Source organism: Aeromonas sp. 55A, assembly GCF_051919665.1.
Classification (GTDB): domain Bacteria; phylum Pseudomonadota; class Gammaproteobacteria; order Enterobacterales; family Aeromonadaceae; genus Aeromonas; species Aeromonas veronii.
In genome coordinates, this window is record NZ_JBQBEH010000008.1 from 1522778 (window position 1) to 1538272 (window position 15495).

The window sequence follows — 15495 nt, forward strand, 5'->3', positions numbered from 1 at the left end:
CCTTTAATAGGCACGGTTAAGACGAATTTCCAGCAGATGCTGCAAGCGGGTAAAGAAGATCACCACTACCCAGTAGATCAGCGCCACCGCCATAAAGCTCTCGAAGAACTTGAAGGAGGAGGAGGCTTCCATCTGCGCCTTGCCCATGATCTCGGCCACTCCCAGCGTGAAGGCCAGCGAGGTGCTCTTGATCATATCGATGAAGTAGTTCATCAGCGACGGGGTGGCGATACGGGCCGCCTGCGGCAGGATGATCCGCTGCATCGCCTGATAACGGCTCATGCCGATACTGAGCGCCGCTTCCATCTGGCTTTTGTGAATGCCGAGGATGGCTGCGCGGATCGACTCGGCCATATAGGCAGCGAAGTGCAGGGTCAGACCGACGATGGCGGCAGTAAAGGCATCCATCCCCACGAAGATTGGGAACAGCTGCGGCAGTCCGTAGTAGAGCAGGAACAGCTGAACGAGTAGCGGTGTACCCCGAAAGAACGAGATATAGAGCATCGCCAGCCAGTGAATCGCGGGGACGCGAAACACCCGTATTATCGCCAGGGCCAGCGAGAGTACGAGTGCCAGCACGAATCCCCACAGGGCCATTTCCATCGTGGTGCCCAGGTATTTGAGCAGGATGGGAAACAGCCCCAGCGTGTATTCGAGGTCAAATTCCATCATTTATTTGTCGGTGATGTCGGAAGCGAACCATTTCTCGGAGATCTGACGCAGGGAGCCATCCTTGCGCATGGCGGTCAGGGCCTCGTCGACCTTCTTCAGCAGCGCCTGTTTCTCCGGGGTCTTCAGGAAGGGCAGGGCGTTCTCGATAGTCTCGAACGGTGCGCCAGCCTGTTGCAGCGGCAGCTTGGACTCCTTGATTAGTTGGGCGGTGGAGACGCGGTCCATCACGAAGGCATCGATGCGACCCAGGGCGACATCCTGCTCGAAGGCGGAGTCATAGGTGCGGATGTCGATCTTCTTGTTCGTGTCGTTCTTGCGCAGCAGCTCTTCGAAGTTGGAACCCAGGTTCACGGCCACCTTCTTGCCTTCCAGATCCTTGATGCCGTGGATGGTGCTGTTGCCCTTGCGTACCACGATCTGGGCGCCGTCATAGACGTAAGGTTGGGAGAAGTCGTACTTCGCCTTGCGTTCGTCGGTGATGGTGATCTGGTTGGAGATGGTGTCGATGCGGCCGGTTTCCAGCATGCCGAACAGGCCGGAGAAGCTGGCGGTCACGAATTCGACCTTGTAGCCGGTGCGCTCGCCGATCTGGTTCCACATATCCACTTCAAACCCTTGCAGCTTGTCCTGCTTGACGAAGGTGAACGGGAAATATTTGCCGGACATGCCGACCTTGATGGTCTCCTGGGCGATGGCCTGACCGGACAGGGTGGCGAGCAGGATGGCTGCGCCGGAAATCAGTTTGATGGATGTTTTCATGGTGTTTCTCTCTCTCAATGTCTTGTATTTGTAGTTGTAATAACTGGTTTGGCCCTGATGTTATTGGAATAAAATTTAAAAAATAAATGACATTTGGTTATATGAAATAACAGGAGAGAAGCACGGGATCGACCAATCCGGACGGTGGATCAAGCTGTGGGTAACTTTGGGGATGAAATCCGATCCAAAGGCGCTGGATCCTTGAAAGTCAAGGATCTTATTTGCTGGATCCACCGGGCGATGGCTGGAGATCCGGCGGCTAAAAACGTAGAATAGCCGGTCTTTAGTTAATCAATCGACAGGAGTTTAGAGTGACTGCTTCGCTATGGCAGCAGTGCCTTAACCGGCTGCAAGATGAGTTGCCCTCGGCAGAATTCAGCATGTGGATCCGGCCGCTTCAAGCGGAGTTGAGTGACAATACTCTGACCCTGTATGCACCGAATCGCTTTGTTCTGGACTGGGTACGAGACAAGTATCTCATCCGGGTTAACGGCATCATCAACGAACTCTGCGGGGTCGACGGCCCCGCCCTGCGTTTTGATATAGGCAATCGTCCCCATCCTGTTGCTGTCGCCAGAGCGCCGGTACAGGGTGCCGCGCCTGTGAATAACTTGCAGAAGAGCTGGGAAAGCAAGGCTGAAGCCAAGCCCGAGCCGAACCACAAGAGCAACACCAACGTGAACTATACCTTCGAGAATTTCGTCGAGGGTAAGTCCAACCAGTTGGCGCGTGCGGCTGCCCGTCAGGTAGCGGACAATCCGGGTGGTGCTTACAACCCGCTGTTCCTCTATGGTGGCACCGGCCTGGGTAAAACCCACCTGTTGCACGCCGTTGGCAATGCCATCAAGGAGAGTAAAAAAGATGCCAAAGTCATCTATATGCACTCCGAGCGGTTTGTTCAGGACATGGTGAAAGCGCTGCAAAATAACGCCATTGAAGAGTTCAAGCGTTACTACCGCAGCGTCGATGCCCTGCTCATCGATGACATCCAGTTCTTCGCCAACAAGGAGCGCTCCCAGGAGGAGTTCTTCCATACCTTCAATGCCTTGCTGGAAGGTAACCAGCAGATCATCCTCACCTCGGATCGCTATCCGAAGGAGATCAACGGTGTCGAGGATCGCCTCAAGTCCCGCTTCGGCTGGGGCCTGACCGTGGCGATCGAGCCGCCGGAGCTGGAGACCCGCGTCGCGATCCTGATGCGCAAGGCAGACGAGAACCAGATCCATCTGCCGGACGAAGTGGCCTTCTTCATCGCCAAACGTCTGCGATCCAACGTCCGTGAACTGGAAGGCGCCCTCAACCGGGTGATCGCCAACGCCAACTTCACCGGCCGTGCCATCAACATCGATTTCGTGCGCGAAGCGCTGCGCGACCTGTTGGCACTGCAGGAGAAGCTGGTCACCATCGACAATATCCAGAAGACGGTGGCGGAGTACTACAAGATCAAGCTTGCGGATCTGCTCTCCAAGCGCCGTTCCCGCTCCGTGGCCCGTCCGCGCCAGCTGGCGATGGCACTGGCCAAGGAGCTGACCAACCACAGTTTGCCGGAGATAGGTGATGCCTTTGGTGGCCGTGATCACACTACCGTTCTTCATGCCTGCCGCAAGATCGAGCAGCTGAAGGAGGAGAGTCACGACATCAAGGAGGACTATTCCAACCTGATCCGTACCCTTTCTTCCTGATAACGGAATGGAGTGGACAGATGCAGCGCGAATATTCCAACCTGATCCGAATCTTTTCCTCCTAATCACAACGGAGAGCACAGATGCAGCTCGAAATTAGCCGTGAGGCCCTGTTACGTCCTCTGCAACTGGTGTCCGGCGCCCTCGGCGGCCGACCGACCCTGCCGATCCTCGGCAACGTGCTGCTTGATGTCAGCAACGGTCTGTTGTCACTGACCGGTACCGATCTCGAAGTAGAGATGATCGGTCAGGTCTATCTGAACGGGGCCAGCGAAGATGGCCGCACCACAGTACCGGCGCGCAAGCTGCTGGATATCTGCCGTGGTCTGCCGGAAGGCGCCGAGATCCGTCTCAATACCGAAGGCGAGCGCCTGATCATCCGCTCCGGTCGTTCCCGCTTCAACCTCTCGACCCTGCCGGCGACCGAGTATCCGAACATCGAGGATTGGGAATCCGTGCTCGAGTTCGATATCAGCCAGCTGGAGCTGAAGAAGCTGATCGATGCGACCCAGTTCTCCATGGCCAGCCAGGATGTACGTTACTACCTGAACGGCATGCTGTTCGAGAGCGAAGGTCACGGTCTGCGCACCGTGGCGACCGACGGTCACCGTCTGGCCACCTGCCGCCGCGAGGTAGTAGGGGAATCGCTGCCCGATCATCAGGTTATCCTGCCGCGCAAAGGGGTACTGGAGCTGGTGCGTCTGCTGGAGGCGGAAGACAAGCCGGTGCGGCTGCAGATCGGTCGCAGCAACCTGCGTGCTGCGCTGGACGGCTTCATCTTCACCTCCAAGCTGGTGGATGGCCGCTTCCCGGACTGGCGCCGCGTCATTCCGCGCAACAGCGACAAGGCCCTCATCGCCGGCCGTGAGGATCTGCGTCAGGCGTTTGCCCGCGCAGCCATCCTCTCCAACGAGAAATTCCGTGGGGTGCGTCTCAATCTGCAGGAAAACCTGCTGCGCATCACCGCCAACAACCCGGAACAGGAAGAAGCCGAAGAGCTGCTTGACGTACAATATGCCGCTGGCGAGATGGAGATCGGCTTTAACGTCTCTTATGTGCTCGACGTGCTGAATACGTTAAAATGTGACCAAATTCGGATTAGCCTGAGCGATTCCATCAGCAGTGCCATTATTGAGGATTTTGAACATCAGGATGCTCAGTACGTGGTGATGCCGATGCGGATCTAGTCGTGTCCCTGGTCAAACTCCAGCTCAGCGACTTTCGCAATATCCAGCAAGCCAGTCTCAAGCTGTCGCCCGGCCTCAACATTCTGGTCGGGTGCAATGGCAGCGGCAAGACCAGCGTGCTGGAAGCCATTCACTACCTTGGTCTGGGGCGCTCCTTTCGCACTCATTTGACCGGGCGGGTCATCCGCCAGGGGGAGAGGGCATTTACCCTTTTTGCCCAGTGCGAGCTGGAGGGGCGTCAGGTACCGATCGGTCTTGCCAAAGACAAGAGTGGCGAGACCCAGCTCAAGATTGCCGGGGCGCAGGCCCAGCGGCTGGCCGATTTGGCGGAGCTGTTGCCGGTGCAGTTGATCCATCCCGATGGCTTCAACCTGCTGACGGGCGGGCCTCAGGCTCGCCGTGCCTGGCTCGATTGGGGCGTTTTCCATCAGGAGCCAACCTTCTTTGCCCTGTGGGGGCGAGTGCGGCGGCTGCTGAAACAGCGCAATGCGCTGCTGCGCCAGAGTACCCAGTACCGCCAGCTGGCGTTCTGGGATCAGGAACTGGTGCGGCTGGGTGGTGAGCTGGCCGAGTTTCGCGCCAGTTATTGTCAGGCCATTACGCCCCTGATCAAGGAGATGACGGCGGATTTTCTGCCGGAATTCGATATCAGTCTCGGCTTTTACCGGGGCTGGGAGAAAGATACTCCCCTCGGCGATCTGCTGGAGGCGGGGTTTGAGCGGGATCGGGCGCTGAGCTATACCGGTGTCGGTCCACAGAAAGCCGATGTGCGCCTCAAGGCGAACGGGGTACCCGCTCAGGATATTTTGTCCCGGGGTCAGCTGAAGTTGCTGGTCTGCGCTATGCGACTGGCCCAAGGGCTCTATTTGAATCAACATAGCAGCCGTGGCTGTATTTTTTTAATTGACGATTTTGCCTCTGAACTGGATGTCGACAAGCGCCGCTTGCTGGCCGCAAGGCTGAAGCAGTGTGCGTCCCAGGTGTTTATCACCGCCATCGACACCGGTCAGCTCGCAGACATGATGGATGCGAATGACTGTAAGTTGTTCCACGTGGAACAGGGTAAAATCTCCGAAACGTTAGAGAAGGCAGAGAGTAAGCTATGAGTGAAAATACTTACGACTCCTCGAATATCAAGGTGCTGAAGGGCCTGGATGCGGTCCGCAAGCGCCCGGGGATGTATATCGGCGATACGGATGATGGCTCGGGTCTGCACCACATGGTGTTCGAGGTCGTCGATAACTCCATTGACGAGGCGCTCGCTGGCTACTGCTCCGATATTCTGGTCAAGATCCATTCCGACGGTTCTGTCTCTGTGCGTGACAATGGCCGGGGTATCCCGGTAGACATGCACGAGGAGGAGGGCCGCTCCGCCGCAGAGGTCATCATGACCGTGCTGCACGCTGGCGGTAAGTTTGATGACAACTCCTACAAGGTATCCGGCGGCCTGCATGGCGTGGGTGTCTCCGTCGTTAACGCCCTCTCTGACAAGCTGTTGCTGACTATTCGTCGTAACGGTCACGTCTACGAGCAGACCTATCATCTGGGTGAGCCGCAAGCGCCGCTCAAGCAGATTGGCGACAGCACCGGCACCGGTACCGAAGTTCGCTTCTGGCCGAGCCCTGCCATTTTCAGCGATACCCTGTTCCACTACGAGATCCTGGCCAAGCGCCTGCGCGAGCTCTCCTTCCTCAACTCCGGTGTCTCCATCCGTCTGCAAGACGAGCGTGATGGCCGCGAGGCGCATTTCTGCTACGAGGGTGGCATCAAGGCGTTCGTTGAATACCTGAACCAGAACAAGACCCCGATCCACCCGAAGGTGTTCCATTTCACCACCGAGCAGGATGGTATCGGTGTTGAAGTGGCGATGCAGTGGAACGACGCCTATCAGGAAGGGGTCTACTGCTTCACCAACAACATCCCGCAGCGGGATGGTGGTACTCACCTCGTTGGCTTCCGTACCGCGCTGACCCGTACTCTGAACTCCTATATGGACAAAGAGGACTACAGCAAGAAGGCCAAGTCTGCCGCAAGTGGCGACGATGTGCGTGAAGGTCTGATTGCCGTTATCTCCGTCAAGGTGCCGGATCCCAAGTTCTCCTCCCAGACCAAAGACAAGCTGGTCTCTTCCGAAGTGAAGACCGCCGTTGAACAGGCGATGGGTGAGAAGCTGGCCGACTTCCTGCTGGAAAACCCGGGCGATGCCAAGATCGTGGTCAACAAGATCATCGATGCGGCCCGTGCCCGCGAAGCGGCCCGCAAAGCCCGCGAACTGACTCGCCGCAAAGGCGCGCTGGATATTGCCGGTCTGCCCGGCAAGCTGGCTGACTGTCAGGAAAAAGACCCGGCTCTCTCCGAACTCTACATAGTGGAAGGGGACTCTGCTGGCGGTTCTGCCAAGCAGGGCCGCAACCGGAAGAACCAGGCCATCCTGCCGCTCAAGGGTAAAATCCTGAACGTGGAGAAGGCCCGTTTCGACAAGATGATCTCCTCGCAAGAGGTGGGCACCCTGATCACCGCACTGGGTTGCGGTATCGGTCGCGACGAGTACAACCCGGACAAGCTGCGTTATCACAACATCATCATCATGACCGATGCGGACGTCGATGGTGCGCACATCCGAACCCTGCTGCTGACCTTCTTCTATCGTCAGATGCCGGAAATCATCGAACGCGGCTACGTCTACATCGCCCAGCCGCCGCTCTACAAAGTGAAGAAGGGCAAGCAGGAGCAGTATCTGAAAGACGAAGACGCGCTGCTGCAGTACCAGACCGCCATGGCGCTGGATGGTGCCACTCTGCACGTCAACGAGTCTGCCCCGGCTATCGGTGGCGAGGCGCTGGAGCGTCTGGTCAACCAGCACCGCTCGGTGACTCACCTGATCACCCGCATGTCTCGTCGTGCGCCGGAAGCGGTACTGACCCAGCTGATCTATCAGCCGGAGTTGAACGAAGCGCTGCTGAACAGCGAGAGTGATCTGCTGGCCTGGTGTCAGGGTATGGAAGCCGTGCTCAACGAGAGCAACCACGGTATCCAGTACCAGATCCAGGTTCGTCGTGATGAAGAGCGCAGCCTGTACGTGCCGCACGCCGTGGTACGTCAGCACGGTGTCGATCGCGAATACCCGCTCAGCTACGACTTCCTGCAATCCTCCGAGTACCGTCAGCTGGTCTCGCTGGGCAAGGAGATCGCCAACCTGATCGAGGAAGGCGGTTACATCAAGCGTGGCGAGAAGGTGAAGCCGGTCTCCAGCTTCGTCGAAGCGGTCGAGTGGCTGATGGGCGAAGGCAAGCGCGGCATCTACATCCAGCGCTACAAAGGGCTGGGCGAGATGAACCCGGACCAGCTGTGGGAAACCACCATGGATCCGGAAGCCCGCCGCATGCTGCGCGTCACCATCGACGACGCCGTAGGCGCTGATCAGCTCTTCTCCACCCTGATGGGTGATGCCGTTGAGCCCCGTCGTGACTTTATCGAGACCAACGCCCTGCGCGTGGCCAACCTCGACGTCTAATCGACGCTGTCAGTTCGATATAAAAAAGCCGCTCCTTGTGAGCGGCTTTTTGTTTTTGGGCGGAAGAAGTTGCACGTTCCACGTGAAACATCGAGTCTGTGTATCAGGGATTTTGGCCACGAAAAGATCGTCGCCACTCGCTGGGGGAGATGGCAAAGCGGCCGCGGAAGTGGTTGCGCAGGGAGGTGGCACTCTTGAAGCCGACTAGCTCGGCGATGCGATCGATGGAATGGCCGCTCACTTCCAGCAGCTCCTGACTGCGCCTGAGCCGTTCCGCCAGCAGCCATTCACCCACCGAGAGGCCGGTTGCCTGATGAAAACGGCGGGTAAAGGTGCGTCGACTCATCAGGGTGAGAGCTGCCAGAGAGTCCAGGGTATGGGGCTCGGCCAGATGGGCACGCAGGTGGTCGAGCAACTGGTTCATCCGGACATCGCGGGTGGAGGCGGGTACTGGCTGCTCGATAAACTGGGCCTGCCCCCCTTCCCGGTGAGGCGGGATCACCAGCCGCCGCGCCACCTTGTTGGCGATGGCCGAGCCGTGGTACTGGCGTACCAGATAGAGGCAGCAGTCCAGCCCGGCGGCAGTGCCTGCCGAGGTGACCAGCCCCTCGTCATCCACATAGAGGGCGTTGGTATCGAGTTGCACGCAGGGAAAGCGGTGGCAGAAATCCTGTTCGTACTCCCAGTGGGTCGATGCCTTGCGACCATTGAGCAGCCCGGCGTAGGCGAGCACATAGGTGCCGAGACAGAGCCCGACCAGTCGGGCACCTCTGGCTCTGGCGGCAATCAGGGCATCGAGCAGCGCTGCGGGTGGCCGTGCTGCCGGGTCGTGCCAGAAGGGGATGACGATGATCTCCGCCTCGGCCAGCACCTCCAGCCCATGGGGAGCCTGAATGGTGAAGCCTTGCGCCGAGTGTGAATGAGGGTTGCCATCGCCGCAGCAGATCTTGAGCTCGAACAGCGGCTGGCCCGGCAGGATGTCGCCGAAGATGAGACAGGGGACGGCGCAGTGAAAAGGGCTGAAGTGATCGAAGGTCACCACGGCAACGATCGGGGTGGTCATGGTATTGGCTCCTCTCTGCGCGCAGACCACTCATCATAAGCGTTCGGCAGTGAAAGCCGAAGGGCCATGTCTGGCATGACCCTCCTGCGGATCACTGCGATATCGCCTCGCCATCTTCCGGCACACGTACCCGATCCATCATGCCCCGGTCCACCAGATAGTCGCGCAGCTCCTGGCGTGACAGCACGGCGTGGTTGACCGCCTCCATATGGCTGGCGATCAGCGTGGCTTGCGGTGCGGCCTGATATACGGCGGCGACATCTTCCTTGCTCATGATGATGGAACCGAGTCCGGGCACCTGTGCATCACCGCAGTTGAGGATGATGACCTCGGGTTGATGCTGTTGCAGGGCTTGCTCGACCGTGGGATGCCAGATGGTATCACCAGCCAGATAGAGGCACTGCTCATCGGGGTGGGAGAAGACCACGCCGCATACCTCTCCCATGCGCTCGCCCAGTACCGCCATCAACTGGTCGCTGCCGTGTTGGCCACCGGTCTGCTGCAGGCGAATGCCGGCAAACTCGGGCTGGTCGCTCAGCAGGCGCACATCCTCAAAGCCACTGGCACGAATGGCATCGGCATCCTTCTGATGTTGCACCAAGAGCGGCAAATGCTTGGGGAGCAGGGCTCTGGCTGCGTCATCCCAGTGGTCGGGATGGTCGTGAGTGACGATAACGGCGTCCACATCGACCAGCTCATCGATCGGTAGCGGCAGCTCGACCAGCGGATTGCGCAGATGGCTGTTGGCGGTGCCCTCAAAGCCGGGGAAGGCTCCCTTGGCCGAGAGCATGGGGTCGATCAGAAAGCGGGTGCCGGCATAGTCGAGCAGCAAGGTGGCGTTACGAACCTGGGTAATCTTCATGAGATGGCTCCATGTTGGCTGGTGGATATGCAACCAATTATGGAGTGCGGAGCGCATTGCCATCAGTGGCCCACGGGTCGATTATCATCACTATCGGGCCAAGAGGTTGATGTTCTACAGGTCGGTGCGGCCATTTAAAAAATTTGAAAAAATCCCCTTGAAAGGAAAAAGTGAGCCCCTATATAGGTAACAAGGCCGGAACGCTCGACAGAGGTTTCGACCAGGCGCCCGTCCATAAGGAGGGCAAACAATCCGTTATCGCTCATAAGAGGGTAATACTATGCGTTCTATCGACTTTTCTCCGCTCTATCGTTCTGCCATCGGTTTCGATCGTCTGGCCAATCTCATCGAATCTGCGGCCAGCAATGGCAATGCCGGTTATCCCCCCTACAACATCGAGCAGCTGGGTGACAACGACTACCGCATCAGCATGGCGGTGGCAGGCTTTACCCAGGAAGAGCTGGAGCTGAGCTTCCAGGAAAATCTGTTGACGGTGAAGGGCAACAAGCAGGCCGATACCGGGCGCAACTATCTCTATCAGGGGATCGCCGAACGTGGTTTCGAGCGCCGCTTCCAGCTGGCCGACTATGTGCGGGTGAAAGGGGCCGACCTGAAAAACGGCTTGCTGCACATCGAACTGGTGCGTGAAGTGCCCGAGGCTATGAAGCCGCGCAAGATCGAGATCAACGGCTGATAGCCTGAATTCACTGAAATTTTAAAATTTCCCGGGTGCCGATGACGGGCCTGTGGAGAGTTGAACCTGTTGCTTATTAGAAGGATAGGATTATGCGTAACCTCGATTTTTCTCATCTCTATTCCAACGCCGTCGGCTTCGAGCGGATGGCCCGCGAGCTGGAAGGTCTGTTCGAGCAGAAGACCGCCGCTTACCCCCCGTACAACATTGAAAAGTGCGATCAGGATGGCTATCGCATCACGGTCGCCGTGGCTGGCTTCGAGCGCGAAGAGCTGGAGCTGGAGACCGAAAACGGCACCCTCAAGGTGAAGGGGCGCAAAGGGGCTGCGGCCGGTGAGCGTCAGTTCCTCCATCAGGGAATTGCCGAGCGTGACTTCGAGCTCGCCTTCAAGCTGAGCCAGCACGTGGAAGTGCAGGGTGCCAAGCTGGAGCATGGTCTGCTAACCATCGATCTGGCTCGCGAGTTGCCGGAGGCGCTCAAGCCCCGCGCCATTCCCATCGGCAAACCCGAGCAGCTGGCGTTGCCCGGCTAAGCAAACCGGATCGCGATAAACAACAAAGGCCTGCATCTGCAGGCCTTTCTGTTTTTGTATCGCTGGATTGGATTAACCAGCGTAGAGGGCGTTTATCTCGTCGGCCAGAATGGTGATGCCGCGGCGCACCAGCTCCTCGCTCTGGGAGTAGTTGAGGCGGATGCACTCCTGGCTGTGGCGCCACTCGGGGTCATCGATGCCGGGGAAGAAGTAGTGACCCGGCACGATCAGCAGGTTCTTCGCCTTCAGTCGCTCGTACAGCTCCTGACAGTGGATCGGCAAGCCTTCAAACCAGAGCCAGAGGAAGAGGGCGCCTTCCGGTTTGTGGATATGGAAGCGCGGGTCGGGGATCGCTTCACGCAGCAGCTGTACCGCCAGCTCCGCCTTCTGCTGATAGAAGGGCTTCACCACCTGTTCGCTGAGGGCGATGATATCGCCGCTCTCGATCATCGGGATGGTGATGGCGGGCCCCAGACTGCCCGGCGCCAGATTGATGATGCCGCTCAGGTTGGTGATGGCCTGAATGATCTTCTCGTCGGCGATGACGATGCCACAGCGGGTGCCCGGCAGGCCCAGCTTGGAGAGGCTCATGCAGAGGATTGTGTTGGCGTTCCAGAACGGCTTGGCTTCGCTGAAGATGATGCCCGGGAAGGGGACGCCGTAGGCGTTGTCGATCAGCAGCGGGATTCCCTTGTCGCGGGCGATCTGATCGAGATGTTCGATCTCTTCGTCGGTCAGCACATTGCCGGTCGGGTTGGTCGGGCGGGAGACGCAGATCACCCCGATATCGTCACCTACCTGCAGACTCTCGAAATCCACGTGGTATTTGAACTGGCCATCGGGCAGCTTCTCGATGGTGGGCTTGTAGGCCACGAAGTAGTCGTCGGCTAGCGCCGAGTCGGCATAGCCGATGTATTCGGGGGCGAGCGGGAACAGCACCTTCTTCTTGCGGCCATCGGCAAATTCACCGGCCAGCAGGTTAAACAGGTAGAAGAAGGCATTCTGGCTGCCGTTGGTCAGGGCGATATTGCGAGCCGAGATATCCCATCCCAGCTCCTTGCTGAGCAGGGCTGCCAGCGCTTTGGTGAACCTGTCTTTGCCCTGTGGGCCGTCGTAGTTGGCCATCGCTTTGACCAGCTCGCCGTTGTCGAGCAGGCTCTTGGCCTCGGCCTGAAAGCGTTCCAGCATGGCGGGGATGGGGGCCGGATTGCCGCCACCCAGCATGATGGCGTCCGGATTGGTCAGCCCCTGATTGAGGTCATCCATGAGTTGGGTAATGCCGGCGTGGCGAGTGAACTTCTCGCCGAACAAGGAAAATTCCATTCAGTGACAGATCCAGATTTGAGTTACGGGGATGTAGCACCATAGCTCAGTTTAAAAGCGGGTGTCGATCAAAAAGATGGGACGTTCCACGTGGAACATGGTGCAAAAATCAAGCGTGGTTAAAAGCACCAACTGTTGGTTTAAAAATGACCGAGCGGGATGCATTTTGCGACTCAATTTGGTATCGATATATAGTTAATTTAAATAAAATCATCATGTTATGAATTGCGTGAGGATTGGCACAACTATTGGAATAGCTATCTGGTCATCTCAACCATACCGGAGCAAACCAGATGAAAAGCCTGATCGCCACCCTGATTGTGAGTGCCCTGAGCCTGAACGTGATGGCCCACGAAAACCCGCGGCCCGAGCTGGAGAGTGCCCAGCTGGAGCAGGATGTGCAGAGCGAGTTGCAACAGGCATCCCATGCCGTGGTGCAGGATGCGCTGCACAATCTCAAGCCGCTGGCGCTGGATACCCTGGTGGTGGAGGCGAGTCAGGCTGTGGCGACTCACCCCGAGAGCTGAGGTAGCGCAGGGGGGTCTGTCCCGTATGTTGTTTGAAGAAGCTGATAAAGGCGCTGTCGCTGGAGAACTCCAGCGCAGCGGCAATCCGGCTGATGGACTCGCTTTCTGCCAGCAGCTCCATGGCGCGCAACAGCCGCCACTGCTGGCGCCACGCCTGATAGCTCATGCCGGTCTCCCGCATGAAGATGCGGCCAATGGTCTTGTCACTGGCACCCACCCGTTCGGCCAGCCGGTTGAGCCGATCGGGCAGGGCATCTCCCCGTTTCAACTGCTGTAGCCAGCCGCCCAGTCTGGGATCCGTCGGCAGCGGCAACTGCCACGACTCCCGCGGCGCCAGCCTCAATTCTTCCATAAACAGTGCCACCGTCCGCTGTTGCTGCTCTTGCGGTTTGTCCCACGGCCAGAGCGCCATCCGCTCGATCAGTTCGTGCAGCAGCGGATTGACCGCCAGCACCTCCACCGTGCCGGGCAACTCGGGATGCGGCTGGAAGTAGAGTGAGCGGTAGGCCACCACACCACGCATCAGTACCCGGTGGGCAGTGCCCGCTGGCAGCCAGGCGGCGCGGGTGGGCGGCAGCAGGCAGACCCGATCTTCCAGCTCCATGGTCATGCAGCCGGATTGGGCGAACAACAGCTGATGGCGCTGATGTTGATGCAGGCCCGAGTCGTGCCAACCGAGGGCGGAGGCGATGCCGATCACGCTGCCCGTCAGCTGGTCGGGGTCAAAAGGGTGATCGGGAAGAATAAAGGCCATATGTCCGATTTTTGATGTTTATAGTCCTGTTTATTGTAATCAGACAATTGGTATCTCTCTAGAATGGCGACCTCTTGTGAAGGAGGTTTGTCATGAACAACAAGTTGCCACCGCTCTGGCTGGTGGTGGGATTGATGATGTTTCCCCAAATTGTGGAGACCATCTACAGCCCGGTCCTGACCCACATCGCTACCGAGTTTCAGGTGAGCGAAGGGCAGGCATCCCAGACCCTGTCGGTCTATTTTCTGGCGTTTGCGGTAGGCGTGGTCTGCTGGGGGCGGCTCTGCGATCTGATCGGGCGGCGTCCCGCCATGCTGGCCGGTCTGCTCACCTATGGTGTAGGCACCCTGCTGGCGCTGCTGGCCAATCAGTTTGAAACCCTGCTGCTGGCCCGGGTTATCTCGGCTTTTGGCGCCGCGGTGGGATCCGTTGTGACCCAGACCATGCTGCGCGACAGCTATCAGGGCAGCGATCTGGCGCGGGTCTTCTCGGTGATGGGCATTGCGCTCTCACTCAGTCCGGTGTTGGGGCTGCTCAGTGGCGGTCAGCTGGCGAGCGGGTTCGGCTATCTCGGGGTGTTCAGTGGTTTGCTGATACTGGCGGTAGGCTTGCTGCTGGTTGCCTGCTGGCAGCTGCCGGAAACCCGTCCGGCCACCACCCGGCAAGTCGCACTCTGGCCGCTGGCGTGCCGGATGATGAAGGATGGCGGACTCTGGCGCAGTGCCATGCTGGTCGCCCTGTTCAACACCATGCTGTTTGGTTACTACAGTCTGGCCCCGTTCCTGTTTGCTGGGTTGGGGTTGAGCACCGGCGAGTTTGGTTACTCGGGGATCTTGCTGGCGCTGGCGACTCTGCTCGGCAGCCTGCTCAACAAGCATCTGCTGGGGAGAGGGTGGCAACCGTCCTCTCTGATCCGACTGGCTTACGCTCTGGCGCTGGTCGCCGGGCTGCTGGTCTGGGCGAGTCAGTCCAGCCTCTGGTTCCTGTTGCCCATGATGGGTGTCGTCGTCGCTTTCGGGCTGGCTATTCCCAATGTGTTGAGTCAGGCGCTGCTGGCCTATCGCGAGGTAGCGGGCAGTGCTGGTGCCCTGTTCGGGCTTGGCTACTACCTGCTGCTCAGTCTGGGGTTGGCGGTAGCGGCCGGATTGCAGGATCTCGGCCTGTTGCTGAGTGGCTGCGGTCTGTTGGCGCTGATTTGCTGCGGGCGTCGTTCCACGTGAAACGTCAGTTGCCGATAAAGCGGTAGCCAATACCGGATTCGGTCTCGATAAGCGTCGGTTGCTGGGGGTTATCCCCCAGCTTTTTGCGCAGGCTGGCGATGACGATGCGCAGGTAGTGGGTGTCCTCCTTGTGGCTCGGCCCCCAGATGTCATTGAGCAGCTGGGTCTGCATCACCAGCTTGCCGGGGTGGCACACCAGCGCCTGCAGCAGGGCGAACTCCTTGCGGGAGAGAGGGATCTCCTCCTCCTTCATGGTCACCTTGTGGCTGCTGACATCCAGCGTCAGGCCGCATTGGGGGAAGTGGCGCCGCTCGCCGCTGCTGACGCCAGCTCGCTGGCGCAAGAGCACGCGAATGCGGGCCATCATCTCGCCGATGCCGAACGGCTTGCTCATGTAGTCGTTGGCGCCGGCATCCAACAGCCGCACCTTCTCCTGCTCCGAATCGCGGGCCGACAACACCAGCACAGGATTGGGGTGATGCTCGCGAATGGCCTGCAATACCTGAATACCATCGCCATCCGGTAGACCGAGATCGAGGATCACCAGATCGGGGTTGAGGTGGCGATACTGCTCCAGCCCTTCATTGACCCCCACCGCCTCACTCACCTGATGCCCCTCGGCAATCAGGCTGATCCGCAGAAAGCGACGGATCGCCGCTTCATCATCTATGACCAGAATGTGTGCCATCGAACCTCCAGAGGCGA

General features: G+C 58.7%; 15 protein-coding genes. 8 read left to right on the plus strand and 7 right to left on the minus strand.

Going from position 1 to position 15495, the window contains the following annotated elements:
- Positions 1–3: 3 nt before the first annotated feature.
- Positions 4–672, minus strand: coding sequence for an amino acid ABC transporter permease (locus ACTG2G_RS11110; RefSeq protein WP_439985433.1), 669 nt, complete (start codon positions 670–672; stop codon positions 4–6).
- Positions 673–1431 (minus strand): amino acid ABC transporter substrate-binding protein, encoded by a 759-nt coding sequence (locus ACTG2G_RS11115; protein WP_244775586.1) that lies wholly within the window; start codon positions 1429–1431, stop codon positions 673–675.
- Between the two features lie 311 nt (positions 1432–1742).
- Here ACTG2G_RS11115 and dnaA point away from each other — a divergent pair, with 311 nt between their 5' ends.
- From dnaA to gyrB, 4 genes are all read left to right on the plus strand, one after another.
- On the plus strand, positions 1743–3113 hold the full coding sequence (gene dnaA / locus ACTG2G_RS11120; protein ID WP_005339307.1) for a chromosomal replication initiator protein DnaA: 1371 nt from the start codon (positions 1743–1745) through the stop codon (positions 3111–3113).
- Between the two features lie 83 nt (positions 3114–3196).
- Positions 3197–4300 carry a DNA polymerase III subunit beta gene (gene dnaN / locus ACTG2G_RS11125; RefSeq protein WP_005339306.1) on the plus strand — a complete coding sequence of 368 codons (1104 nt, stop codon included), beginning with the start codon at positions 3197–3199 and terminating at the stop codon, positions 4298–4300.
- A 2-nt stretch (positions 4301–4302) separates the two neighbouring features.
- Positions 4303–5406: a DNA replication/repair protein RecF gene (recF, locus tag ACTG2G_RS11130; RefSeq protein WP_439985434.1), complete on the plus strand. Its 1104-nt coding sequence runs from the start codon at positions 4303–4305 to the stop codon at positions 5404–5406.
- Positions 5403–7814, plus strand: coding sequence for a DNA topoisomerase (ATP-hydrolyzing) subunit B (gene gyrB / locus ACTG2G_RS11135; RefSeq protein ID WP_069529351.1), 2412 nt, complete (start codon positions 5403–5405; stop codon positions 7812–7814). The genes recF and gyrB overlap by 4 nt, the downstream gene beginning before the upstream one ends.
- A gap of 103 nt (positions 7815–7917) precedes the next feature.
- Here the strand turns inward: gyrB and ACTG2G_RS11140 are convergent, their stop codons facing one another.
- Together ACTG2G_RS11140 and ACTG2G_RS11145 are read right to left on the minus strand one after the other, a co-directional pair.
- Entirely contained in the window at positions 7918–8877 is a 960-nt protein-coding gene (locus ACTG2G_RS11140; protein ID WP_429204873.1) for a helix-turn-helix domain-containing protein, read from the minus strand.
- A gap of 91 nt (positions 8878–8968) precedes the next feature.
- Positions 8969–9739 (minus strand): MBL fold metallo-hydrolase, encoded by a 771-nt coding sequence (locus tag ACTG2G_RS11145; protein ID WP_429204875.1) that lies wholly within the window; start codon positions 9737–9739, stop codon positions 8969–8971.
- A gap of 280 nt (positions 9740–10019) precedes the next feature.
- On the opposite strand from ACTG2G_RS11145, the gene ACTG2G_RS11150 reads away from it, so the two are divergent.
- Together ACTG2G_RS11150 and ACTG2G_RS11155 are read left to right on the plus strand one after the other, a co-directional pair.
- Positions 10020–10433 (plus strand): Hsp20 family protein, encoded by a 414-nt coding sequence (locus ACTG2G_RS11150; RefSeq protein ID WP_005339298.1) that lies wholly within the window; start codon positions 10020–10022, stop codon positions 10431–10433.
- Between the two features lie 92 nt (positions 10434–10525).
- On the plus strand, positions 10526–10966 hold the full coding sequence (locus tag ACTG2G_RS11155; RefSeq protein ID WP_236294203.1) for an Hsp20 family protein: 441 nt from the start codon (positions 10526–10528) through the stop codon (positions 10964–10966).
- Positions 10967–11038: 72 nt separating this feature from the next.
- Here the strand turns inward: ACTG2G_RS11155 and ACTG2G_RS11160 are convergent, their stop codons facing one another.
- Complete coding sequence (locus ACTG2G_RS11160) at positions 11039–12289, minus strand: valine--pyruvate transaminase (RefSeq protein ID WP_421387161.1); 1251 nt, start codon at positions 12287–12289, stop codon at positions 11039–11041.
- A 293-nt stretch (positions 12290–12582) separates the two neighbouring features.
- Between ACTG2G_RS11160 and ACTG2G_RS11165 the strand changes: the two genes are divergently transcribed.
- Positions 12583–12816: a hypothetical protein gene (locus ACTG2G_RS11165; protein ID WP_439985435.1), complete on the plus strand. Its 234-nt coding sequence runs from the start codon at positions 12583–12585 to the stop codon at positions 12814–12816.
- Here ACTG2G_RS11165 and ACTG2G_RS11170 read toward each other — a convergent pair.
- Positions 12746–13570, minus strand: a complete 825-nt coding sequence (locus ACTG2G_RS11170; RefSeq protein ID WP_429204878.1) for an AraC family transcriptional regulator — start codon at positions 13568–13570, stop codon at positions 12746–12748. The two genes, ACTG2G_RS11165 and ACTG2G_RS11170, sit on opposite strands and share 71 nt — an antisense overlap.
- A gap of 92 nt (positions 13571–13662) precedes the next feature.
- On the opposite strand from ACTG2G_RS11170, the gene ACTG2G_RS11175 reads away from it, so the two are divergent.
- Entirely contained in the window at positions 13663–14790 is a 1128-nt protein-coding gene (locus ACTG2G_RS11175) for a multidrug effflux MFS transporter (RefSeq protein ID WP_429204880.1), read from the plus strand.
- A gap of 4 nt (positions 14791–14794) precedes the next feature.
- Here the strand turns inward: ACTG2G_RS11175 and ACTG2G_RS11180 are convergent, their stop codons facing one another.
- Positions 14795–15478, minus strand: a complete 684-nt coding sequence (locus tag ACTG2G_RS11180) for a response regulator (RefSeq protein ID WP_047439862.1) — start codon at positions 15476–15478, stop codon at positions 14795–14797.
- Between the last annotated feature and the right edge of the window lie 17 nt (positions 15479–15495).

Coding starts and splice junctions, on each gene's coding strand:
- ACTG2G_RS11110 (WP_439985433.1), bottom strand. CDS start 672: ATGATGGAATTTGACCTCGAATACACGCTGGGGCTGTTTCCCATCCTG.
- ACTG2G_RS11115 (WP_244775586.1), bottom strand. CDS start 1,431: ATGAAAACATCCATCAAACTGATTTCCGGCGCAGCCATCCTGCTCGCC.
- dnaN (WP_005339306.1), top strand. CDS start 3,197: ATGCAGCTCGAAATTAGCCGTGAGGCCCTGTTACGTCCTCTGCAACTG.
- gyrB (WP_069529351.1), top strand. CDS start 5,403: ATGAGTGAAAATACTTACGACTCCTCGAATATCAAGGTGCTGAAGGGC.
- ACTG2G_RS11140 (WP_429204873.1), bottom strand. CDS start 8,877: ATGACCACCCCGATCGTTGCCGTGGTGACCTTCGATCACTTCAGCCCT.
- ACTG2G_RS11145 (WP_429204875.1), bottom strand. CDS start 9,739: ATGAAGATTACCCAGGTTCGTAACGCCACCTTGCTGCTCGACTATGCC.
- ACTG2G_RS11150 (WP_005339298.1), top strand. CDS start 10,020: ATGCGTTCTATCGACTTTTCTCCGCTCTATCGTTCTGCCATCGGTTTC.
- ACTG2G_RS11155 (WP_236294203.1), top strand. CDS start 10,526: ATGCGTAACCTCGATTTTTCTCATCTCTATTCCAACGCCGTCGGCTTC.
- ACTG2G_RS11160 (WP_421387161.1), bottom strand. CDS start 12,289: ATGGAATTTTCCTTGTTCGGCGAGAAGTTCACTCGCCACGCCGGCATT.
- ACTG2G_RS11165 (WP_439985435.1), top strand. CDS start 12,583: ATGAAAAGCCTGATCGCCACCCTGATTGTGAGTGCCCTGAGCCTGAAC.
- ACTG2G_RS11170 (WP_429204878.1), bottom strand. CDS start 13,570: ATGGCCTTTATTCTTCCCGATCACCCTTTTGACCCCGACCAGCTGACG.
- ACTG2G_RS11175 (WP_429204880.1), top strand. CDS start 13,663: ATGAACAACAAGTTGCCACCGCTCTGGCTGGTGGTGGGATTGATGATG.
- ACTG2G_RS11180 (WP_047439862.1), bottom strand. CDS start 15,478: ATGGCACACATTCTGGTCATAGATGATGAAGCGGCGATCCGTCGCTTT.